Below are 14,897 nucleotides of genomic sequence, written 5' to 3'. Positions count from 1 at the left end.
TGGGTCACTGGCACGGTAAGGACTCGGGTGGGGGCCCGCGCCCAGGCTCGGCGCGGGTGGCCCCCATTTCCTCCGATCAGCCCTGATCGGGGTCGGGCTCCGATCAGCGCTGATCGGAACCGGGGTCGCCATCGGGACCGTGGCCGCCATCGTGGCCGCCGTCGGTGAGCCGGTCGAGGTGGGTGGGCGCGAACATCCGCAGCAGCGCGGGCAGTACCACGACCGACGGCCCGGGGGCCGCGAGGGCGTCGGCGAGGTCCGCGCGCAGCCGCTCGGGTGTGGTGCGGACCGCCGGGACGCCGAAGGACTCGGCCAGCGCGACGAAGTCCGGGCGGGACAGCTCGGTGGCGGTCGCCTCGCCGAACGTGTCCGTCATGTACTCGCGCAGGATGCCGTAGCCGCCGTCGTCCACGATCAGCCAGGTGATGGGGAGTTGACACTGATGGGCGGTCGCGAGTTCGGCGATCGAGTACATGGCGCCGCCGTCGCCCGACACGGCCAGCACCGGCCGTCCGCGATCCGCGGCGGCTGCACCGAGGGCGGCCGGGAAGCCGTAGCCGAGGCCGCCCGCGCCCTGCGCCGAGTGCAGGGCGCCCGCACGGGGATCGAAGGCGGACCAGGCCCAGTAGGCGAGGATCGTCATGTCCCAGAAGCTGGGGGAGTCATCGGGCAGCGCGTCCCGCACCGCGTCCAGCACCCGCCGCTCCAGCTCCAGGCCCTGCGCGTCGATCCGCTCCCGCACCCGGGTGAGCAGCCCGGCCGCGGCCTTGGCCGCCGGGCCCGGCGGGCGGGGCGTCACGGCCTCGGTGAGGGCGGCCAGCGCCTCGCGGGCGTCGGCGTGGATGCCGAGCGCCGGATGGTTGGACTCCAGCTTGCCGAGGTCGGCCTCGATCTGTACGAGACGGCCTCGCGGGCTGAACGTGTGGTAGTTGGAGGAGAGTTCACCGAGCCCGGAGCCGACGACCAGCAGGACGTCGGCGTCCTCCAGGAACTCGGTGGTGTGCGCGTCCTCCAGCCAGGACTGGAGCGAGAGCGGGTGATCCCACGGAAACGCGCCCTTGCCGCCGAAGGTCGTTGCCACGGGGGCGTCCAGCGCCTCGGCCAGCGCCCGCAGCTCCTGCCGCGCCCCGGCGCGCACCACTCCGCCCCCGGCCAGGATCACCGGACGCTCGGCGGCGTTCAGCAGCCTCACGGCCTCCGCCGTCAGCTCGGGCCGGGGCGGCAGCGGCCGGGGCTCGGCCCGCAGCGAGGTCACCGGCGGCACGGAGACCGGTGCGAGCAGCACGTCCTGCGGGATCTCCAGCCACACCGGCCCGGCGGGGGCCTCCAGCGCGGACGCCCAGGCGGCGGCGACCGCGGAGGGGATCTGGGAGGCGGTACGGACCGTGTGGACGGACTTCACCACGTCGCGGAACGACGCCTTCTGGTCCACGAGTTCATGCAGATAGCCCTTGCGCCCGCCGCCCAGCCCCGCCGTCGGCACCTGGCTGCCGATGGCGAGGACCGGCGCGGACGCCGCCGCCGACTCCTGCAGCGCGGCGAGCGTCATGAGCGCCCCCGGCCCGGTGGACACCAGCAGCGGTGCCACTGTGCCGGTGACCCGCGCGAAGGCGTCGGCGGCGAACCCGGCGTTGTTCTCCACCCGCAGCCCCACATAGGTGAGCCCGGACCGCCGCAGCGCGTCGAACGCCCCGAGGGCGTGCTGTCCGGGAAGCCCGAACACGGTGCTCGCCCCGAGCGCGGTGAGGGACTCCACGACGAGATCGCCGCCGTGACGCGCGCGCTGTGCGGTGGGCATGGGTTTGGTGCCTTTCTGACGATGTGTATCGAAGAGAGCGAGCGTGATGCGGTGTCAGGCGCCCGCGGTGGCCCGACTGGTGGTCTCCGAGACGGGGGCGGCGGGCTCACCGGCCAGCCGCCGCCGCCAGACGTCCAGGATCGCCGCGTCCGTCGGCTTGGTGGCGAGGCTGACCGCCACATACGCCACCAGCGAGGCCAGCAGCCCGAAGTAGATGGGCTCGTTGGCGAGGATGCCCTTCCACCCCATCAGCGCGATGACCGTAAGGCCGCCGACACCGACCGAGGCCAGTGCGCCCGCGCCGGTGCCGCGCTTCCACAGCAGCCCGCCCAGGATCGGCATCAGCAACCCGCCGACCAGCATGTTGTAGGCGACGGTCAGCGCCTCGACGACATCGTTGAGCGCCACGGAGATGCCGATCACGGCGACGCCCATGATGAGGATGAAGACGCGGTTGCCGCCGATCTCGTCATGGGAGGCGCCGGCCGTACGGAGCGTACGGCCGCTCAGCCGGGCCCAGATGTCGTTGTTGGCCACCGTCGCGCAGGCGATCAGCGCGCCCGAGGAGGTGGACATCACCGCGGACAGCGCGGCGGCCAGCACCAGCCCCTTCACGCCGACCGGGAGGGCGTCCTTGACGATGGTCGCGAACGCGTCGTCCGGGGCGCCCAGCTTGGGGTACAGCACCCTGGCCGCCGTGCCGATGATCGCGCCCGCGACCGCGTAGGCCAGGCAGTACGTACCGGCGGCGGTGCCGCCGAGGCGGGCGACCCGGTCATCGCGGGCGGTGAAGACCCGCTGCCAGATGTCCTGGCCGATCAGCATGCCGAAGGAGTAGATCAGCACATAGGTGAAGACGGTCTGGCCGCCGATGCCCATGGGGGAGAAGTAGCCATGGGGGAGTTCGGCCTTCATCGCGTCGAAGCCGCCCGCCTTCACCACCGCGATCGGCAGCAGCAGGAGCAGCACGCCCACCGTCTTGACCACGAACTGCACCATGTCGGTGAGGGTGATCGACCACATGCCGCCGAGCGCCGAGTAACAGACCACGATCGCCCCGCCGAGCACGATGGCGACGACCCGGTCAAGACCGAAGATCACGTCGAAGATGGTGGCGTAGGCGATGGTCGAGGTGACCGCCAGCATCAGGGTGTAGGCCCACATCACGATGCCCGAGATCAGCCCGGAGGAGCCGCCGTAGCGCAGATCCAGCATCTGGCTGACTGTGTAGACCTTGAGCCGGGCGATGCGCGCCGAGAAGAAGACCGACAGCGCCAGCAGCCCGAGGCCGATGGCGATGACCATCCAGGCGCCGGAGAGCCCGTACTGATAGCCGAGCCCGACGCCGCCGATGGTGGACGCGCCGCCGAGCACGATCGCGGCCATCGTCCCGGAGTACATCAGCGGCCCCAGCCGCCGCCCCGCGACCAGGAAGTCGCTGGTGGAGCTGGTGCGGCGCATCCCCCACCAGCCGAGCGCGAGCATGCCCGCGAGATAGACGACGATCACGGTGTAGTCGACAGCGGTCATGGCGGTGCTCCTCGGTCCGGCGGGGGTCGGCTGGCGGTCGGGAGGTCGGGACGTCGGGCGGGCGGGGACGCACGGGATCGGGGAGGTCCCGGCGATCCGCGGGGATCGAGCCCCAGGGGAGTGTGGGGAATGTGGGGAGTGACGGAGACCCTAGGTGTCGCCGAAGCGTCCGGGAAGTGTACGTTTCCTCCACTCCCGATCCCCGGGATGTACGAACCGTCCCCACGCGAGGTCCGCCGTGATGAACGACCGCGTCCCCCCGACGGCCCCCGTCCCGCTCTCCACCCTCCTTCGCCACCCCGCCCTGGGGTTGCGGCAGGTCGCGGGCGGGCGCGAGACGGACACGCCCGTGTACTTCGTCCACACCAGCGAGATGGAGGACCCCGTTCCGTATCTGCTGGGCGGCGAGCTGCTGCTCAGCGCGGGGGTGCACTGCCCGGAGGCGGCGGGCGCCGGCACCTACTGGGACCGCTATGTGGCCCGTACGGTTCAGGCGGGCGCGGCGGCGCTCGGCTTCGGCATCGCGCCGGTGCACGACACGGTGCCCCGCGCGCTGGCCGAGGCGTGCGACCGGCACGGGCTGCCGCTGGTGGAAGTGCCACGGCAGACGACCTTCACGGCCGTGGCGAGCGCCGTATGGGACGCGATGGCCGAGCGCCGCCACCATGAGCTGCGGAGTCTCACCGAGGCGCAGCAGTCACTGGCGACGGCCGCGGCGCGCCCGCACCCCGTACCGGCCGTGCTGCGCCAGCTCGGCCAGCGCCTCGGGGCCTGGACGGTGCTCTACGGCCCGGCCGGTCCGGACGCCCCGGACGGCGCGGAGCTGGCGGCCGCCGGGCCGCGGCCGCCGCGCGAGGCCCGCAAGGCGCTCGGCGCGCTCGCGGCGCGGCTGCGCTCGGGCCCGTCCTCGGCGGCGGGCAGGGCGACCGGCGCGGCCGGTGAGGAACTGCTGCTGACCGCGTACGGGCTGGGCGGCCCGGCGGGGCCGGAGGACCGGCTCGCCCTCGGCGTCTGCGCACCCCGGCGGGACGGGGCGGACGGGGCGATCGTGGGGGTGGCCGTGGTGCTGCTGTCGCTGCTGACGGCCCGCCGGGTGGTCGGGGCCGAGGCCGAGCGCACATCGGCGCTGGTGCGGCTGATGCTCGGCGCCGAACCGGCGCGGGTGGCAGGGCTGCTGAGTCCCTCGCAGGGACAGTCGGGCACGCCGGGGCAGTCGGGCACGCCGCGGCAGCCGGGTACGCCGGGGCAGTCGGGCACGCCGCGGCAGCCGGGTCCGCCGGGACAGCCAGCACAGTCGGGGCAGCCGGGTATGCCGGGACAGCCGGGCACGCCGGGCACGCCGGGACAGCCAGCACAGTCGAGGACGCCGGGGCAGTCGGGTACGCCGGGGCAGCCGGGCGCGCCGGGACAGTCGGGCACGCCACGGCAGTCGGGCACGTCGGGGCAGTCGGGGGCGTCCCCCGAGCCCTCGGATGGCGGCGGGCTGTGGACCGTGGTGCACGGGCGGCGGCGCGGCCGCGGCCGGGACGACGGGCTGCTGGCCACGGCGGCGCTCGCGGCCGGGCTCGGGACCCCGCTGGTCGACCTCGACGGGGACGCGCTGAGCGCCCTGGTCCCGGGCGAGGGGGAGGTACGGGCGCAGCCCGGCTGGACCCTCGGCGTCGGGGCGCCGGTACCGGCCGCGGATCTGACGCGTGGCGGCGCCGACGCCGCCCGTGCGCTGCGGCGGGCGGTCGCCGAGCGGGTGCCGCTGGTGCGGGACGGCCCGGCCCGTGCGGGCGGGGTCGGCTCGCTGGTGGACCCGGCCGAGGCGGGGGCGCACGGCCGGACCCTGCTCGCGCCGCTCGAGGGCGCACCGGCGCTGCTGGAGACGCTGCGGGTGTGGCTGTCGCTGCACGGCAGCTGGGACCGTACGGCGGTGGCGCTGGAGGTCCACCGCAATACGGTCCGTCAGCGGATCGCCCGCGCCGGGGCCCTGCTGGATGTGGACCTGGGCGACGCGGATGTCCGTATGGAGCTGTGGTTCGCCCTCAAGTGGGCGTGAAGCTGGGCCTGAGACGCCAGGGCTTGAGCTGCCGAGGCGGCCTCAGAGCTTGGTCCACGCCTCCGTCAGCACCGTCCGCAGCACCTGCTCGATCTCGTCGAACACCGCCTGGTCGGCGATCAGCGGCGGGGCCAGCTGGACGACCGGGTCGCCGCGGTCGTCGGCCCGGCAGTACAGCCCGTTCTCGAACAGCGCCTTGGAGAGGAAGCCGTAGAGGATCCGCTCGGTCTCCTCCTCGTCGAAGGACTCCTTGGTGGCCTTGTCCTTCACCAGCTCGATGCCGTAGAAGAAACCATTCCCCCGGACATCGCCGACGATCGGCAGATCGTGCAGCCGCTCCAGCGTGGAGCGGAACGCGGTCTCGTTGTCCAGCACATGCTGGTTGAGACCCTCGCGCTCGAAGATGTCGAAGTTGGCCAGGGCCACGGCGGACGAGACCGGATGGCCGCCGAAGGTGTAGCCGTGCAGGAAGGTGTTGTCGCCCTCGTAGAAGGGCTCGGCGAGCCGGTCGGAGACGATGCACGCGCCGATCGGGGAGTAGCCGGAGGTCATCCCCTTGGCGCAGGTGATCATGTCCGGGACGTAGCCGAACTTGTCGCAGGCGAACATCGTGCCCAGCCGCCCGAAGGCGCAGATGACCTCGTCCGAGACGAGCAGCACGTCATGGCGGTCGCAGATCTCGCGGACCCGCTGGAAGTACCCGGGCGGCGGCGGGAAGCAGCCGCCCGCGTTCTGCACCGGCTCCAGGAAGACCGCGGCCACGGTGTCCGGGCCTTCGAAGAGGATCTGCTGCTCGATCTGGTCGGCGGCCCAGCGGCCGAACGCCTCGGGGTCGTCACCGAAGATCGGGGCGCGGTAGATGTTGGTGTTGGGGACCTTGTGGGCGCCGGGGACCAGCGGTTCGAAGGGGGCCTTGAGCCCCGGCAGACCGGTGATCGACAGGGCGCCCTGCGGGGTGCCGTGGTAGGCGACGGCCCGGGATATGACCTTGTACTTGGTGGGCTTGCCGGTCAGCTTGAAGTACTGCTTGGCCAGCTTCCACGCGGTCTCGACGGCCTCGCCGCCGCCCGTGGTGAAGAAGACCTTGTTCAGGTCGCCGGGCGCGTAGCCCGCGATCCGCTCGGCGAGCTCGACGGCCTTGGGGTGGGCGTAGCTCCACACCGGGAAGAAGGCGAGCTCCTGGGCCTGCTTGTAGGCCGTCTCCGCCAGTTCGACCCGGCCGTGGCCCGCGTTGACCACGAACAGGCCGGCCAGGCCGTCGATGTACCGCTTGCCCTTGTCGTCGTAGATGTACGTACCCTCACCGCGCACGATCGTCGGCACGGGGGAGTTCTCGTACGACGACATGCGGGTGAAGTGCATCCACAGGTGGTCGTACGCCGTCTTGGAGAGGTCGGCGCTCATTGCTATCTCGTTCCCCAGGTATAGGTCTGCTTCCGGAGCTTGAGGTAGACGAAGCTCTCGGTGGAGCGCACACCGGGCAGCGTGCGGATCCGCTTGTTGATCATTTCGAGGAGATGGTCGTCGTCCTCGCAGACGATCTCGATCAGGAGATCGAAGGAGCCCGCGGTGACGACCACGTACTCGACCTCGTCCATGGCGGTCAGCGCGTCCGCGACCGGGTCGAGATCGCCCTCGACGTTGATGCCGACCATCGCCTGCCGCCGGAACCCCACGGTGAGAGGATCGGTGACGGCGACGATCTGCATCACGCCCTGGTCGAGCAGCTTCTGCACACGCTGCCGTACGGCGGCCTCGGAGAGCCCGACGGCCTTTCCGATGGCGGCGTACGGCCGGCGACCGTCCTCCTGGAGCTGCTCGATGATCGCCAGGGATACGGAGTCGAGGGTCGGCGTGCCGTTCTTGTCAGGTGTGGCCACGACCCTCACTGTGCACGAGCCTCGCCCGTGTCGCAACCCTTCTTCGATGTATTTCGTCGTTAAGAGACCTCGAAAACACTGATTCCGTCGTTCTGGTGTGGCGGGTATGTTGAAAACGCAGCACCGGCGACTACTGTGGGTGTCTCACCCATCGGACAGCTGACAGGAGGGGTGGCACGTGACCACCGAACTGCGTCGTCTGCGCAATTACATCGACGGAGAGTTCCGGGACGCCGCGGACGGGCGGACCACGGAGGTGGTCAACCCGGCCACGGGCGAGCCCTACGCCACCGCGCCGCTGTCGGGCGCCGCGGACGTGGACGCGGCGATGGCCGCCGCCGAGGCCGCCTTCCCGGCCTGGCGCGACCTGGTGCCCGGCGAGCGGCAGAAGGCCCTGCTCAAGATCGCCGACGCCTTCGAGGCGCGGGCGGAGGAGCTGATCGCCGCCGAGTCCGAGAACACCGGCAAGCCGATCGGTCTCACGCGGGACGAGGAGATCCCGCCGATGATCGACCAGATCCGCTTCTTCGCGGGCGCGGCCCGGATGCTGGAGGGCCGCTCGGCCGGTGAGTACATGGAGGGGCTCACCTCGATCATCCGGCGCGAGCCGGTCGGGGTGTGTGCCCAGGTCGCACCGTGGAACTACCCGATGATGATGGCCGTATGGAAGTTCGCCCCGGCGCTGGCGGCGGGCAACACGGTCGTCATCAAGCCCTCGGACACCACGCCCGCCTCCACCGTGCTGTTCGCCGAGATCATCGGCGGGGTGCTGGCGGAGCTGGGCCATCCGCAGGGTGTCTTCAACGTGATCTGCGGCGACCGCGAGACCGGCCGGCTGATGGTCGAGCACTCCGTGCCCGCCATGGCGTCCATCACCGGCTCGGTGCGGGCCGGCAAGCAGGTCGCCGAGAGCGCCTCCAAGGACATCAAGCGGGTGCACCTGGAGCTCGGCGGCAAGGCCCCGGTCGTGGTCTTCGAGGACACCGACATCCCCAAGGCGGTCGAGGACATCTCGGTCGCGGGCTTCTTCAACGCGGGGCAGGACTGTACGGCCGCCACCCGGGTGCTGGTCCACGAGTCCATCCACGACGAGTTCGTGAGCGCGCTCGCCAAGGCCGCCGCCGAGACCAAGACCGGCGCGCCGGACGACGAGGACGTGCTGTACGGCCCGTTGAACAACGCCAACCAGCTGGCCCAGGTCACCGGCTTCATCGACCGGCTCCCCGCGCACGCCAAGGTCGAGGCGGGCGGCCACCGGGTCGGCGACAAGGGCTTCTTCTACGCGCCCACCGTGGTCTCCGGACTGAAGCAGGACGACGAGATCATCCAGAACGAGGTCTTCGGCCCGGTCATCACCGTGCAGACCTTCTCGGACGAGGAGCAGGCCATCTCCTACGCCAACGGTGTGGAGTACGCGCTCGCCTCGTCGGTGTGGACCAAGGACCACGCCCGCGCGATGCGGATGTCCAGGGCCCTGGACTTCGGCTGCGTCTGGATCAACACCCACATCCCGCTGGTCGCCGAGATGCCGCACGGCGGCTTCAAGAAGTCCGGCTACGGCAAGGATCTGTCCGCGTACGGCTTCGAGGACTACACCCGCATCAAGCACGTCATGACGTCGCTGGGCTGATGCGGGGCTGATTCCCGCGCCGGGCGGGCCGATGTCCGCCCGGGGCGGGTTGGTTCCCGTGCCGCGCGGGCCGACGATTCCCGCGCCGGGCTTGTCACTTGGTCATGGCAGGGTCACCCGTCATGACCAAGGGGGGACATCCGGACCAGGGCCGCCAGGGCGGCGACGCGGTTGGTGGTGATCGCGTCGACGCCCGCCCGCAGCAGCCGGGACATCGACCGCCGGGTATCGGCGGTCCAGGCGGAGACCAGCAGCCCGTCGGCGTGATGGCGGGCGACCAGCTCCCGGGAGACCAGCCCGAAGCGGTAGTTGAGCCACCGGGGGCGCAGCGCGGCCAGCAGCGCCGGACGCGGTGGGGCCAGCGTGGTCCAGGTCAGCGCGATCTCGGCGTCCGGGTCCGCGCGGCGCACGGCGTGCAGGGCCGCCAGGGCGCCGCAGTAGTACACCCGGTCGGCCGCCCCGCTCTCCCGCACCTGGGCGACGGCGGCGGACGCGGCCGACGCGTCCGGCAGGTCGATCAGCAGCCGGGTGGAGGCGGTGCGGGCGAGGGCCTCGAGCAGGGTCGGCACGCCCCCGCCGGTCAGCTGCCGCACCTCGTCGGCGGTCAGCCCGGACAGCGGCCGGTCCCGGCCCCACAGCCGCTTCAGCGTGGCGTCGTGGAGCAGCACCGGCACACCGTCCCGGGTCAGCCGTACGTCGATCTCGACCGCGCCCGCGCCCGCGCGAACCGCGGAGCGGATCGAGGGCAGGGTGTTCTCACGGCACACATACGGGTCGCCGCGGTGGCCGACCGGGACGCATCCCGCCCCCGCCGGTCTCATCGGCCCGCGACCACCGTGTAGGCGTCGATCTCCGCCGAGAGCCGCGCCTTGCCCTCGGCGTCCAGGAAGGACGCCTCGACCGCGTTCTTGGCGAGGGCCGCTACGCCCGCCGCGTCCAGATCCAGCAGCCGGGCCGCGACCTGGTACTCGGTGTTGAGGTCGGTGCCGAACATCGGCGGGTCGTCGCTGTTGATCGTGACCAACACCCCGGCCTCGACCATCTGCTTCAGGGGGTGCTCACCGAGCGTGGCGACGGCGCGGGTGGCGATGTTGGAGGTCGGGCAGACCTCCAGCGGAATGCGGTGCTCCGCGAGATGGGCGAGCAGCTTCGGGTCCTGGACGGCGCTGGTGCCATGGCCGATGCGCTCCGCCCGCAGCTCGACGAGGGCGTCCCAGATCGTCTCCGGCCCGGTGGTCTCGCCCGCATGCGGCACACTGCGCAGCCCGGCGGCGATGGCCCGGTCGAAGTACGGCTTGAACTGGGGGCGCGGCACCCCTATCTCCGGACCGCCGAGACCGAAGCCGACCAGCCCCTCGGGGTTCAGCTCACAGGCGATCCTGGTGGTCTCCTCGGCGGCCTCGAGACCGGCCTCGCCGGGGATGTCGAAGCACCAGCGCAGCACCGTGCCGAAATCCGACTCGGCGGCCTTACGGGCGTCCTCGATCGCCTCGACGAACGCGGTGTCCGGGATGCCGCGCCGGGTCGAGCTGTAGGGGGTGACGGTCAGCTCGGCGTAGCGGATGTGCTGCCGGGCCATGTCACGGGCGATCTCGTAGGTCAGCAGCCGGACGTCCTCGGCGTCGCGGATCAGGTCCACCACGGAGAGATAGATCTCGATGAAGTGCGCGAAGTCCCGGAAGACGAAGTACTCGGCGAGGGCCTCGGGATCGGTGGGCACCTTGGAGTCGGGGTGGCGGGCGGCCAGCTCGGCCACGATGCGCGGCGAGGCGGATCCCACGTGGTGCACATGGAGCTCCGCCTTGGGCAGCCCGGCGATGAAGGTGGTCAGATCGGTCAACAAAACCTCCGGGAGACGCCCGCCGACGGCGGGTTCCGGTCATCGTATTGTGTGGCGCCGACGGGCTCGCCACAGGCCGTAGCATGGGCGGACGTCTTTGTGGGGAGCTCCATGGCCGACCAGCACGACCCGTCCGAGCCGCAGGATGAGCAGCGGCGACCCGGACTGCCGAGGCAGCCCGAGCCGCTCGACCGCGACCCCTGGGCTCCACCGGCGCGGCGGGTCGCGATGGACAAGGTCGCTGGGGAGACGGGTGCGGCGGACAGCGGCGCGGCCGACGCGGGCGTGGCGGACAACGCGGTGCGCGTGGGCGAGCAGGACATACCCGCACCCCGGCCCCCGGCGGCCCCCGCTCCTCGGCCCAGGGTGGCCGAGCAGCCGACCCTCACCTCATATCCCGCCCCGGGCCCGACGCCCCCGCCCCCTCCGCCGCCCCCGCCGAGCGCCGCGTGGCCACGGGGCCCGGTGACCCCGTCGGGCGCGGTGCCCCCACCGCCGCCCGCGCCGACCGGCCCGGGTACGCCCAGCGCCTATGCGGCCGGGCCGTACGGTCCCGCGGGCTACGCGCCGAGCGGGTACGGCCAGAGCGCCTACACCGAGCCGAGCGGGTACGGCCAGAGCGGGTACGCCCAGCCGAACGGATACGCCCAGCCCGGGTACGGGCAGCAGGCGCCGTACGAGCAGTCCCCGTACGGCGGTGCGCAGGGCCAGGGCCATCCCGGCTACGGCTACCCGGGCGCCTCCTACCCCGCCACGGGCTACCCCGGCACCGCCCACTCCGGCACGGGTTACCCCGGCTCCGGCTACGCCGGCGGCGCCTACCCCGGAGGGGCGTACGGTCAGGGCTGGCCGGGCGCGCCGTATGTGCCGAACAACGGCCATGGCACGGCCGCCCTGGTCCTCGGCATCATCGGCCTGGTGCTCTTCGCGAGCATCGTGCTCGGCATCGTCCTCGGTGTGCTCGCGATCGTCTTCGGGGTGCTCGGCCGCTCCAGGGCGGCCGGCGGTGAGGCGACCAACGGCGGCTCGGCGCTGGCCGGGGTGATCCTCGGGGTGATCGCCGTGGTGGCGAGCGTCGTCATGATCTTCGTCTACATAGCCACCGAGGACGACGGCTCGGGCAGCGATGACGACCCGGGCTATGCCAGCGTCTCGGCCCCGGCGGTGCTCCCGCCCCCGCTCGCCGATATCAGCCGCTGACGCGCCTCCATCAGCGCGAACCCCAGCAGATTGAGCCCGCGCCAGCGGGCCGGGTCCGCCGCCCGCTCGTCGTCCGCCGCCAGCCCGATGCCCCACACCCGGTCCACCGGGCTGGCCTCCACCAGCACCCGCGACCCGGTGCCCAGCAGATAGCCGCGCAGCTCGGGGTGGTGGCCGAACTTGTGCACACTGCCCTCGACCACGAGCCCGAAGCGATGGCGCCGCCAGGTCTCCTCGTCGAAGCCGCGCACCGCGCGGCCCGCGTCCTTGGCCTGTTTGGGGTGGGAGGCGTCGAGCGCCGAGCGCTCGGCCTCCGCGTCGCCGAACAGCCGCGCCTTGCCCGCCATCATCCAGTGCTCGGCCGTCGTGTAGGTGACCCCGTCCACGGTGAACGGCGACGGCCACCACTGGCTGAAGCACCCCGAACCCACGCTTCCGTCCGGCCTGGGCCGATGCCCCCAGAACCAGACGTACTTCAGGCGGTCACCGCGCGCCGCCCGCTCGACCAGCTCCTCGACCGACCGAGGGCCCCCGTCCGCCGAAACCGGGGGACTCCCCTCCGCCGAAACCGAATCCCCCACCCCGTTCGTCTTCATGCCCAGGATTCTCGCACCCGCCACTGACAGCCCCGCCGACCTGCGCAATTGTGCTGTCCAGGCATGAGTACTGCCCATAACATTGCCGGACGTTATCCAGGAGGGGAGACCGACGATGTCCAGCAACACACCCGGCCCGGAGCAGGGGCCGTACGACCCACAGGCCAATCCCTACGCCGCGCCCCCGCCGCCGGCGCAGCCCCCGGTCCAGCAGCCGCAGTACCCCGGGGCCGGCTACCCCGCCGCGCCGCCCCTCTACCCGGGGGCGGCCGGGATGCCGATGCAGCTGAGCAACGGCATGGGCACGGCCGCGCTGGTCTGCGGCATCGTCGGTCTGGTCTGCGGGATCACCTACTTCCTGTGGGTCTTCGCGGTCATCCTCGGCATCCTGGCGATCATCTTCGGCGCCATCGGCAAGGGGAAGGCCGGCCGCGGCGAGGCGAACAACGGGGGCTCGGCCACCGCCGGTCTGGTCTGCGGCATCATCGGCATGGTGCTCCCGGCGATCTACCTCGCCGCGCTGGACGCCGCCATCGACTCCGTCTTCTAGAAGGCGCCCGGACCGGCCGTTGGAAGGCGCCCGGACCGGCCGTCCGGACCGGCTGCTCAATCCGTCGGTCCGGACCGGGGTCCGGCTCGGAAACGGTGATGCCGGACCCACTCTGATCACTGAATCCGTCGCGAAACCAAAAAGCAACAACGGAATCCCTTGTTGAAGCGCTGCTCCTCTGTCAGGATCGGCCATCAATTCCGGTTGTAGCTACGCCGTGCCCCTATGGGCGGATCGGCGGAGGAGAGCGCGATGGATCAGCGGTTCGACGTGACGGAGCGATTCGCCGACGGTGCCCAGTACATCGCGGGCCGTCTGCGCGAGGGTGGCTCCGAGGGCACGCACGCGGTCGTCGACCCGGCCACCGGCGAGCAGGTGTTCAGCTACCGGCTCGCCGGTACGGCCGATGTCGACGCCGCCGTGGCCGCCGCCGAGACCGCCTTCCCCGAGTGGGCGGGCGCCACCCCCGGCGAGCGGTCCGACGCGATGCACCGCTTCGCCGCGGCGCTCACCGAGCGGGCGGACGACCTCGCCCACGCCGAGTCGCTGCAGTGCGGCAAGCCCATCAAGCTCAGCGCCGAGTTCGATGTGCCCGGCTCCATCGACAACACCGCCTTCTTCGCGGGCGCCGCCCGCCACCTGGAGGGCAAGGCCGCCGGCGAGTACAGCGGCGACCACACCTCGTACATCCGCCGCGAGCCCATTGGTGTCATCGGCTCCATCGCCCCCTGGAACTACCCCCTCCAGATGGCGGCGTGGAAGGTCCTTCCGGCCATCGCCGCGGGCAACACCATCGTGCTGAAGCCCGCCGAACTGACGCCCCTGACCTCGCTGATGTTCGCCCAGGCGGCCACGGAGGCGGGCCTCCCGGACGGCGTCGTCAACGTGGTGAGCGGCACCGGCCGCGAGGCGGGCGAGCGCCTGGTCTCCCACCCCGGCGTGGCGATGACCTCCTTCACCGGCTCCACGGCGGTCGGCAAGCGGGTCGCGGAACTCGCCACGGCCACCGTCAAGCGGATCCATCTCGAACTCGGCGGCAAGGCGCCCTTCGTCGTCTTCGACGACGCGGACCTGGCGGCCGCCGCCCACGGCGCCATCGCGGGCGCGCTGATCAACACCGGACAGGACTGCACCGCGGCCACCCGGGCCTATGTGCAGCGCCCGCTGTACGACGCGTTCGTCGCCGCCGTCGCCGATCTCATGGCGACCGTAAGGCTCGGCGATCCCTTCGATCCGCACACCGACCTCGGCCCGCTGATCTCCCATGCCCAGCGCGACCGCGTGGCGGGCTTCGTGGAGCGGGCCCGCGGCTACGCCACCGTCGTCACCGGCGGCGAGGCCCCGGGCGGCGACCTCGCCAAGGGCGCCTACTACCGGCCCACGCTCATCACCGGCGCGCCCCAGGACAGCGAGGTCGTCCAGTCCGAGATCTTCGGCCCGGTCCTGGTCGTCCTCCCCTTCGACAGCGACGACGAGGGCATCGCGCTCGCCAACGACACCCCTTACGGCCTCGCCGCCTCCGCCTGGAGCCGCGATGTCTACCGTACGGGCCGCGCCTCCCGCGAGATCCGGGCCGGCTGCGTCTGGATCAACGACCACATCCCGATCATCAGCGAGATGCCGCACGGCGGGGTGCGGGCATCCGGCTTCGGCAAGGACATGTCGGCGTACTCCTTCGAGGAGTACACGCAGGTCAAGCATGTGATGTCCGATAACACCGCGGTGGTCCGCAAGGACTGGCACCGCACGGTCTTCGGGGACCGACAGACCTGAATGTGCGGCCACCTCCGCGTGGCCTCGGCCGGCCGCCACCGGCCGACACCCTCGAA

12 protein-coding genes are annotated in these 14,897 nt (G+C 72.0%); 5 read left to right on the top strand and 7 right to left on the bottom strand.

Annotated features, from left to right (window positions below; all coding sequences use genetic code 11):
• Positions 1–103 precede the first annotated feature (103 nt).
• Positions 104–1,798 (bottom strand): thiamine pyrophosphate-binding protein, encoded by a 1,695-nt coding sequence (locus tag J2Z30_RS08385; RefSeq protein ID WP_044569532.1) that lies wholly within the window; start codon positions 1,796–1,798, stop codon positions 104–106.
• 54 nt (positions 1,799–1,852) lie between these two features.
• Positions 1,853–3,328 (bottom strand): sodium:solute symporter family protein, encoded by a 1,476-nt coding sequence (locus J2Z30_RS08380; protein WP_044569531.1) that lies wholly within the window; start codon positions 3,326–3,328, stop codon positions 1,853–1,855.
• Positions 3,329–3,569: 241 nt separating this feature from the next.
• On the opposite strand from J2Z30_RS08380, the gene J2Z30_RS08375 reads away from it, so the two are divergent.
• Positions 3,570–5,372 carry a PucR family transcriptional regulator ligand-binding domain-containing protein gene (locus tag J2Z30_RS08375; protein WP_044569530.1) on the top strand — a complete coding sequence of 601 codons (1,803 nt, stop codon included), beginning with the start codon at positions 3,570–3,572 and terminating at the stop codon, positions 5,370–5,372.
• Between the two features lie 42 nt (positions 5,373–5,414).
• On the opposite strand, the gene J2Z30_RS08370 is transcribed toward J2Z30_RS08375, so the two are convergent.
• The gene (locus J2Z30_RS08370) at positions 5,415–6,776 is read right to left on the bottom strand and encodes an aspartate aminotransferase family protein (protein ID WP_044569528.1); all 1,362 of its coding nucleotides are present in this window, start codon (positions 6,774–6,776) and stop codon (positions 5,415–5,417) included.
• Positions 6,777–6,778: 2 nt separating this feature from the next.
• Positions 6,779–7,252: an Lrp/AsnC family transcriptional regulator gene (locus tag J2Z30_RS08365; RefSeq protein WP_020868121.1), complete on the bottom strand. Its 474-nt coding sequence runs from the start codon at positions 7,250–7,252 to the stop codon at positions 6,779–6,781.
• Positions 7,253–7,430: 178 nt separating this feature from the next.
• Here J2Z30_RS08365 and J2Z30_RS08360 point away from each other — a divergent pair, with 178 nt between their 5' ends.
• Positions 7,431–8,882 carry a gamma-aminobutyraldehyde dehydrogenase gene (locus J2Z30_RS08360; protein WP_044569527.1) on the top strand — a complete coding sequence of 484 codons (1,452 nt, stop codon included), beginning with the start codon at positions 7,431–7,433 and terminating at the stop codon, positions 8,880–8,882.
• Positions 8,883–8,995: 113 nt separating this feature from the next.
• On the opposite strand, the gene J2Z30_RS08355 is transcribed toward J2Z30_RS08360, so the two are convergent.
• Together J2Z30_RS08355 and J2Z30_RS08350 are read right to left on the bottom strand one after the other, a co-directional pair.
• The gene (locus tag J2Z30_RS08355; RefSeq protein ID WP_044569525.1) at positions 8,996–9,703 is read right to left on the bottom strand and encodes a glycerophosphodiester phosphodiesterase; all 708 of its coding nucleotides are present in this window, start codon (positions 9,701–9,703) and stop codon (positions 8,996–8,998) included.
• On the bottom strand, positions 9,700–10,722 hold the full coding sequence (locus tag J2Z30_RS08350; RefSeq protein ID WP_044569524.1) for an adenosine deaminase: 1,023 nt from the start codon (positions 10,720–10,722) through the stop codon (positions 9,700–9,702). Before J2Z30_RS08350 ends, J2Z30_RS08355 begins: the two co-directional genes overlap by 4 nt.
• A 111-nt stretch (positions 10,723–10,833) precedes the next feature.
• On the opposite strand from J2Z30_RS08350, the gene J2Z30_RS08345 reads away from it, so the two are divergent.
• A complete protein-coding gene (locus tag J2Z30_RS08345) occupies positions 10,834–11,922 on the top strand; it encodes a DUF4190 domain-containing protein (RefSeq protein ID WP_052701338.1) in 1,089 nt (362 codons plus the stop codon).
• Here J2Z30_RS08345 and ybiA read toward each other — a convergent pair.
• Positions 11,862–12,518 carry a riboflavin biosynthesis intermediates N-glycosidase gene (gene ybiA, locus J2Z30_RS08340; RefSeq protein ID WP_044569523.1) on the bottom strand — a complete coding sequence of 219 codons (657 nt, stop codon included), beginning with the start codon at positions 12,516–12,518 and terminating at the stop codon, positions 11,862–11,864. The two genes, J2Z30_RS08345 and ybiA, sit on opposite strands and share 61 nt — an antisense overlap.
• 115 nt (positions 12,519–12,633) lie before the next feature.
• Between ybiA and J2Z30_RS08335 the strand changes: the two genes are divergently transcribed.
• Both J2Z30_RS08335 and J2Z30_RS08330 read left to right on the top strand, forming a co-directional pair.
• Complete coding sequence (locus J2Z30_RS08335; protein WP_044569522.1) at positions 12,634–13,068, top strand: DUF4190 domain-containing protein; 435 nt, start codon at positions 12,634–12,636, stop codon at positions 13,066–13,068.
• A gap of 252 nt (positions 13,069–13,320) precedes the next feature.
• Positions 13,321–14,841, top strand: a complete 1,521-nt coding sequence (locus tag J2Z30_RS08330; protein WP_044569521.1) for a gamma-aminobutyraldehyde dehydrogenase — start codon at positions 13,321–13,323, stop codon at positions 14,839–14,841.
• Positions 14,842–14,897: the final 56 nt, after the last annotated feature.

The sequence above is a fragment of the Streptomyces iranensis genome, from assembly GCF_017874715.1.
Lineage (GTDB): Bacteria > Actinomycetota > Actinomycetes > Streptomycetales > Streptomycetaceae > Streptomyces > Streptomyces iranensis.
This window is presented reverse-complemented; position numbering and strand designations above follow the sequence as displayed.

What these genes read in the sequence shown, in the direction of transcription:
- J2Z30_RS08385 (WP_044569532.1), bottom strand. Translation starts at nt 1,798, where the DNA reads ATGCCCACCGCACAGCGCGCGCGTCACGGCGGCGATCTCGTCGTGGAG.
- J2Z30_RS08380 (WP_044569531.1), bottom strand. Translation starts at nt 3,328, where the DNA reads ATGACCGCTGTCGACTACACCGTGATCGTCGTCTATCTCGCGGGCATG.
- J2Z30_RS08375 (WP_044569530.1), top strand. Translation starts at nt 3,570, where the DNA reads ATGAACGACCGCGTCCCCCCGACGGCCCCCGTCCCGCTCTCCACCCTC.
- J2Z30_RS08370 (WP_044569528.1), bottom strand. Translation starts at nt 6,776, where the DNA reads ATGAGCGCCGACCTCTCCAAGACGGCGTACGACCACCTGTGGATGCAC.
- J2Z30_RS08355 (WP_044569525.1), bottom strand. Translation starts at nt 9,703, where the DNA reads ATGAGACCGGCGGGGGCGGGATGCGTCCCGGTCGGCCACCGCGGCGAC.
- J2Z30_RS08345 (WP_052701338.1), top strand. Translation starts at nt 10,834, where the DNA reads ATGGCCGACCAGCACGACCCGTCCGAGCCGCAGGATGAGCAGCGGCGA.
- ybiA (WP_044569523.1), bottom strand. Translation starts at nt 12,518, where the DNA reads ATGAAGACGAACGGGGTGGGGGATTCGGTTTCGGCGGAGGGGAGTCCC.
- J2Z30_RS08335 (WP_044569522.1), top strand. Translation starts at nt 12,634, where the DNA reads ATGTCCAGCAACACACCCGGCCCGGAGCAGGGGCCGTACGACCCACAG.
- J2Z30_RS08330 (WP_044569521.1), top strand. Translation starts at nt 13,321, where the DNA reads ATGGATCAGCGGTTCGACGTGACGGAGCGATTCGCCGACGGTGCCCAG.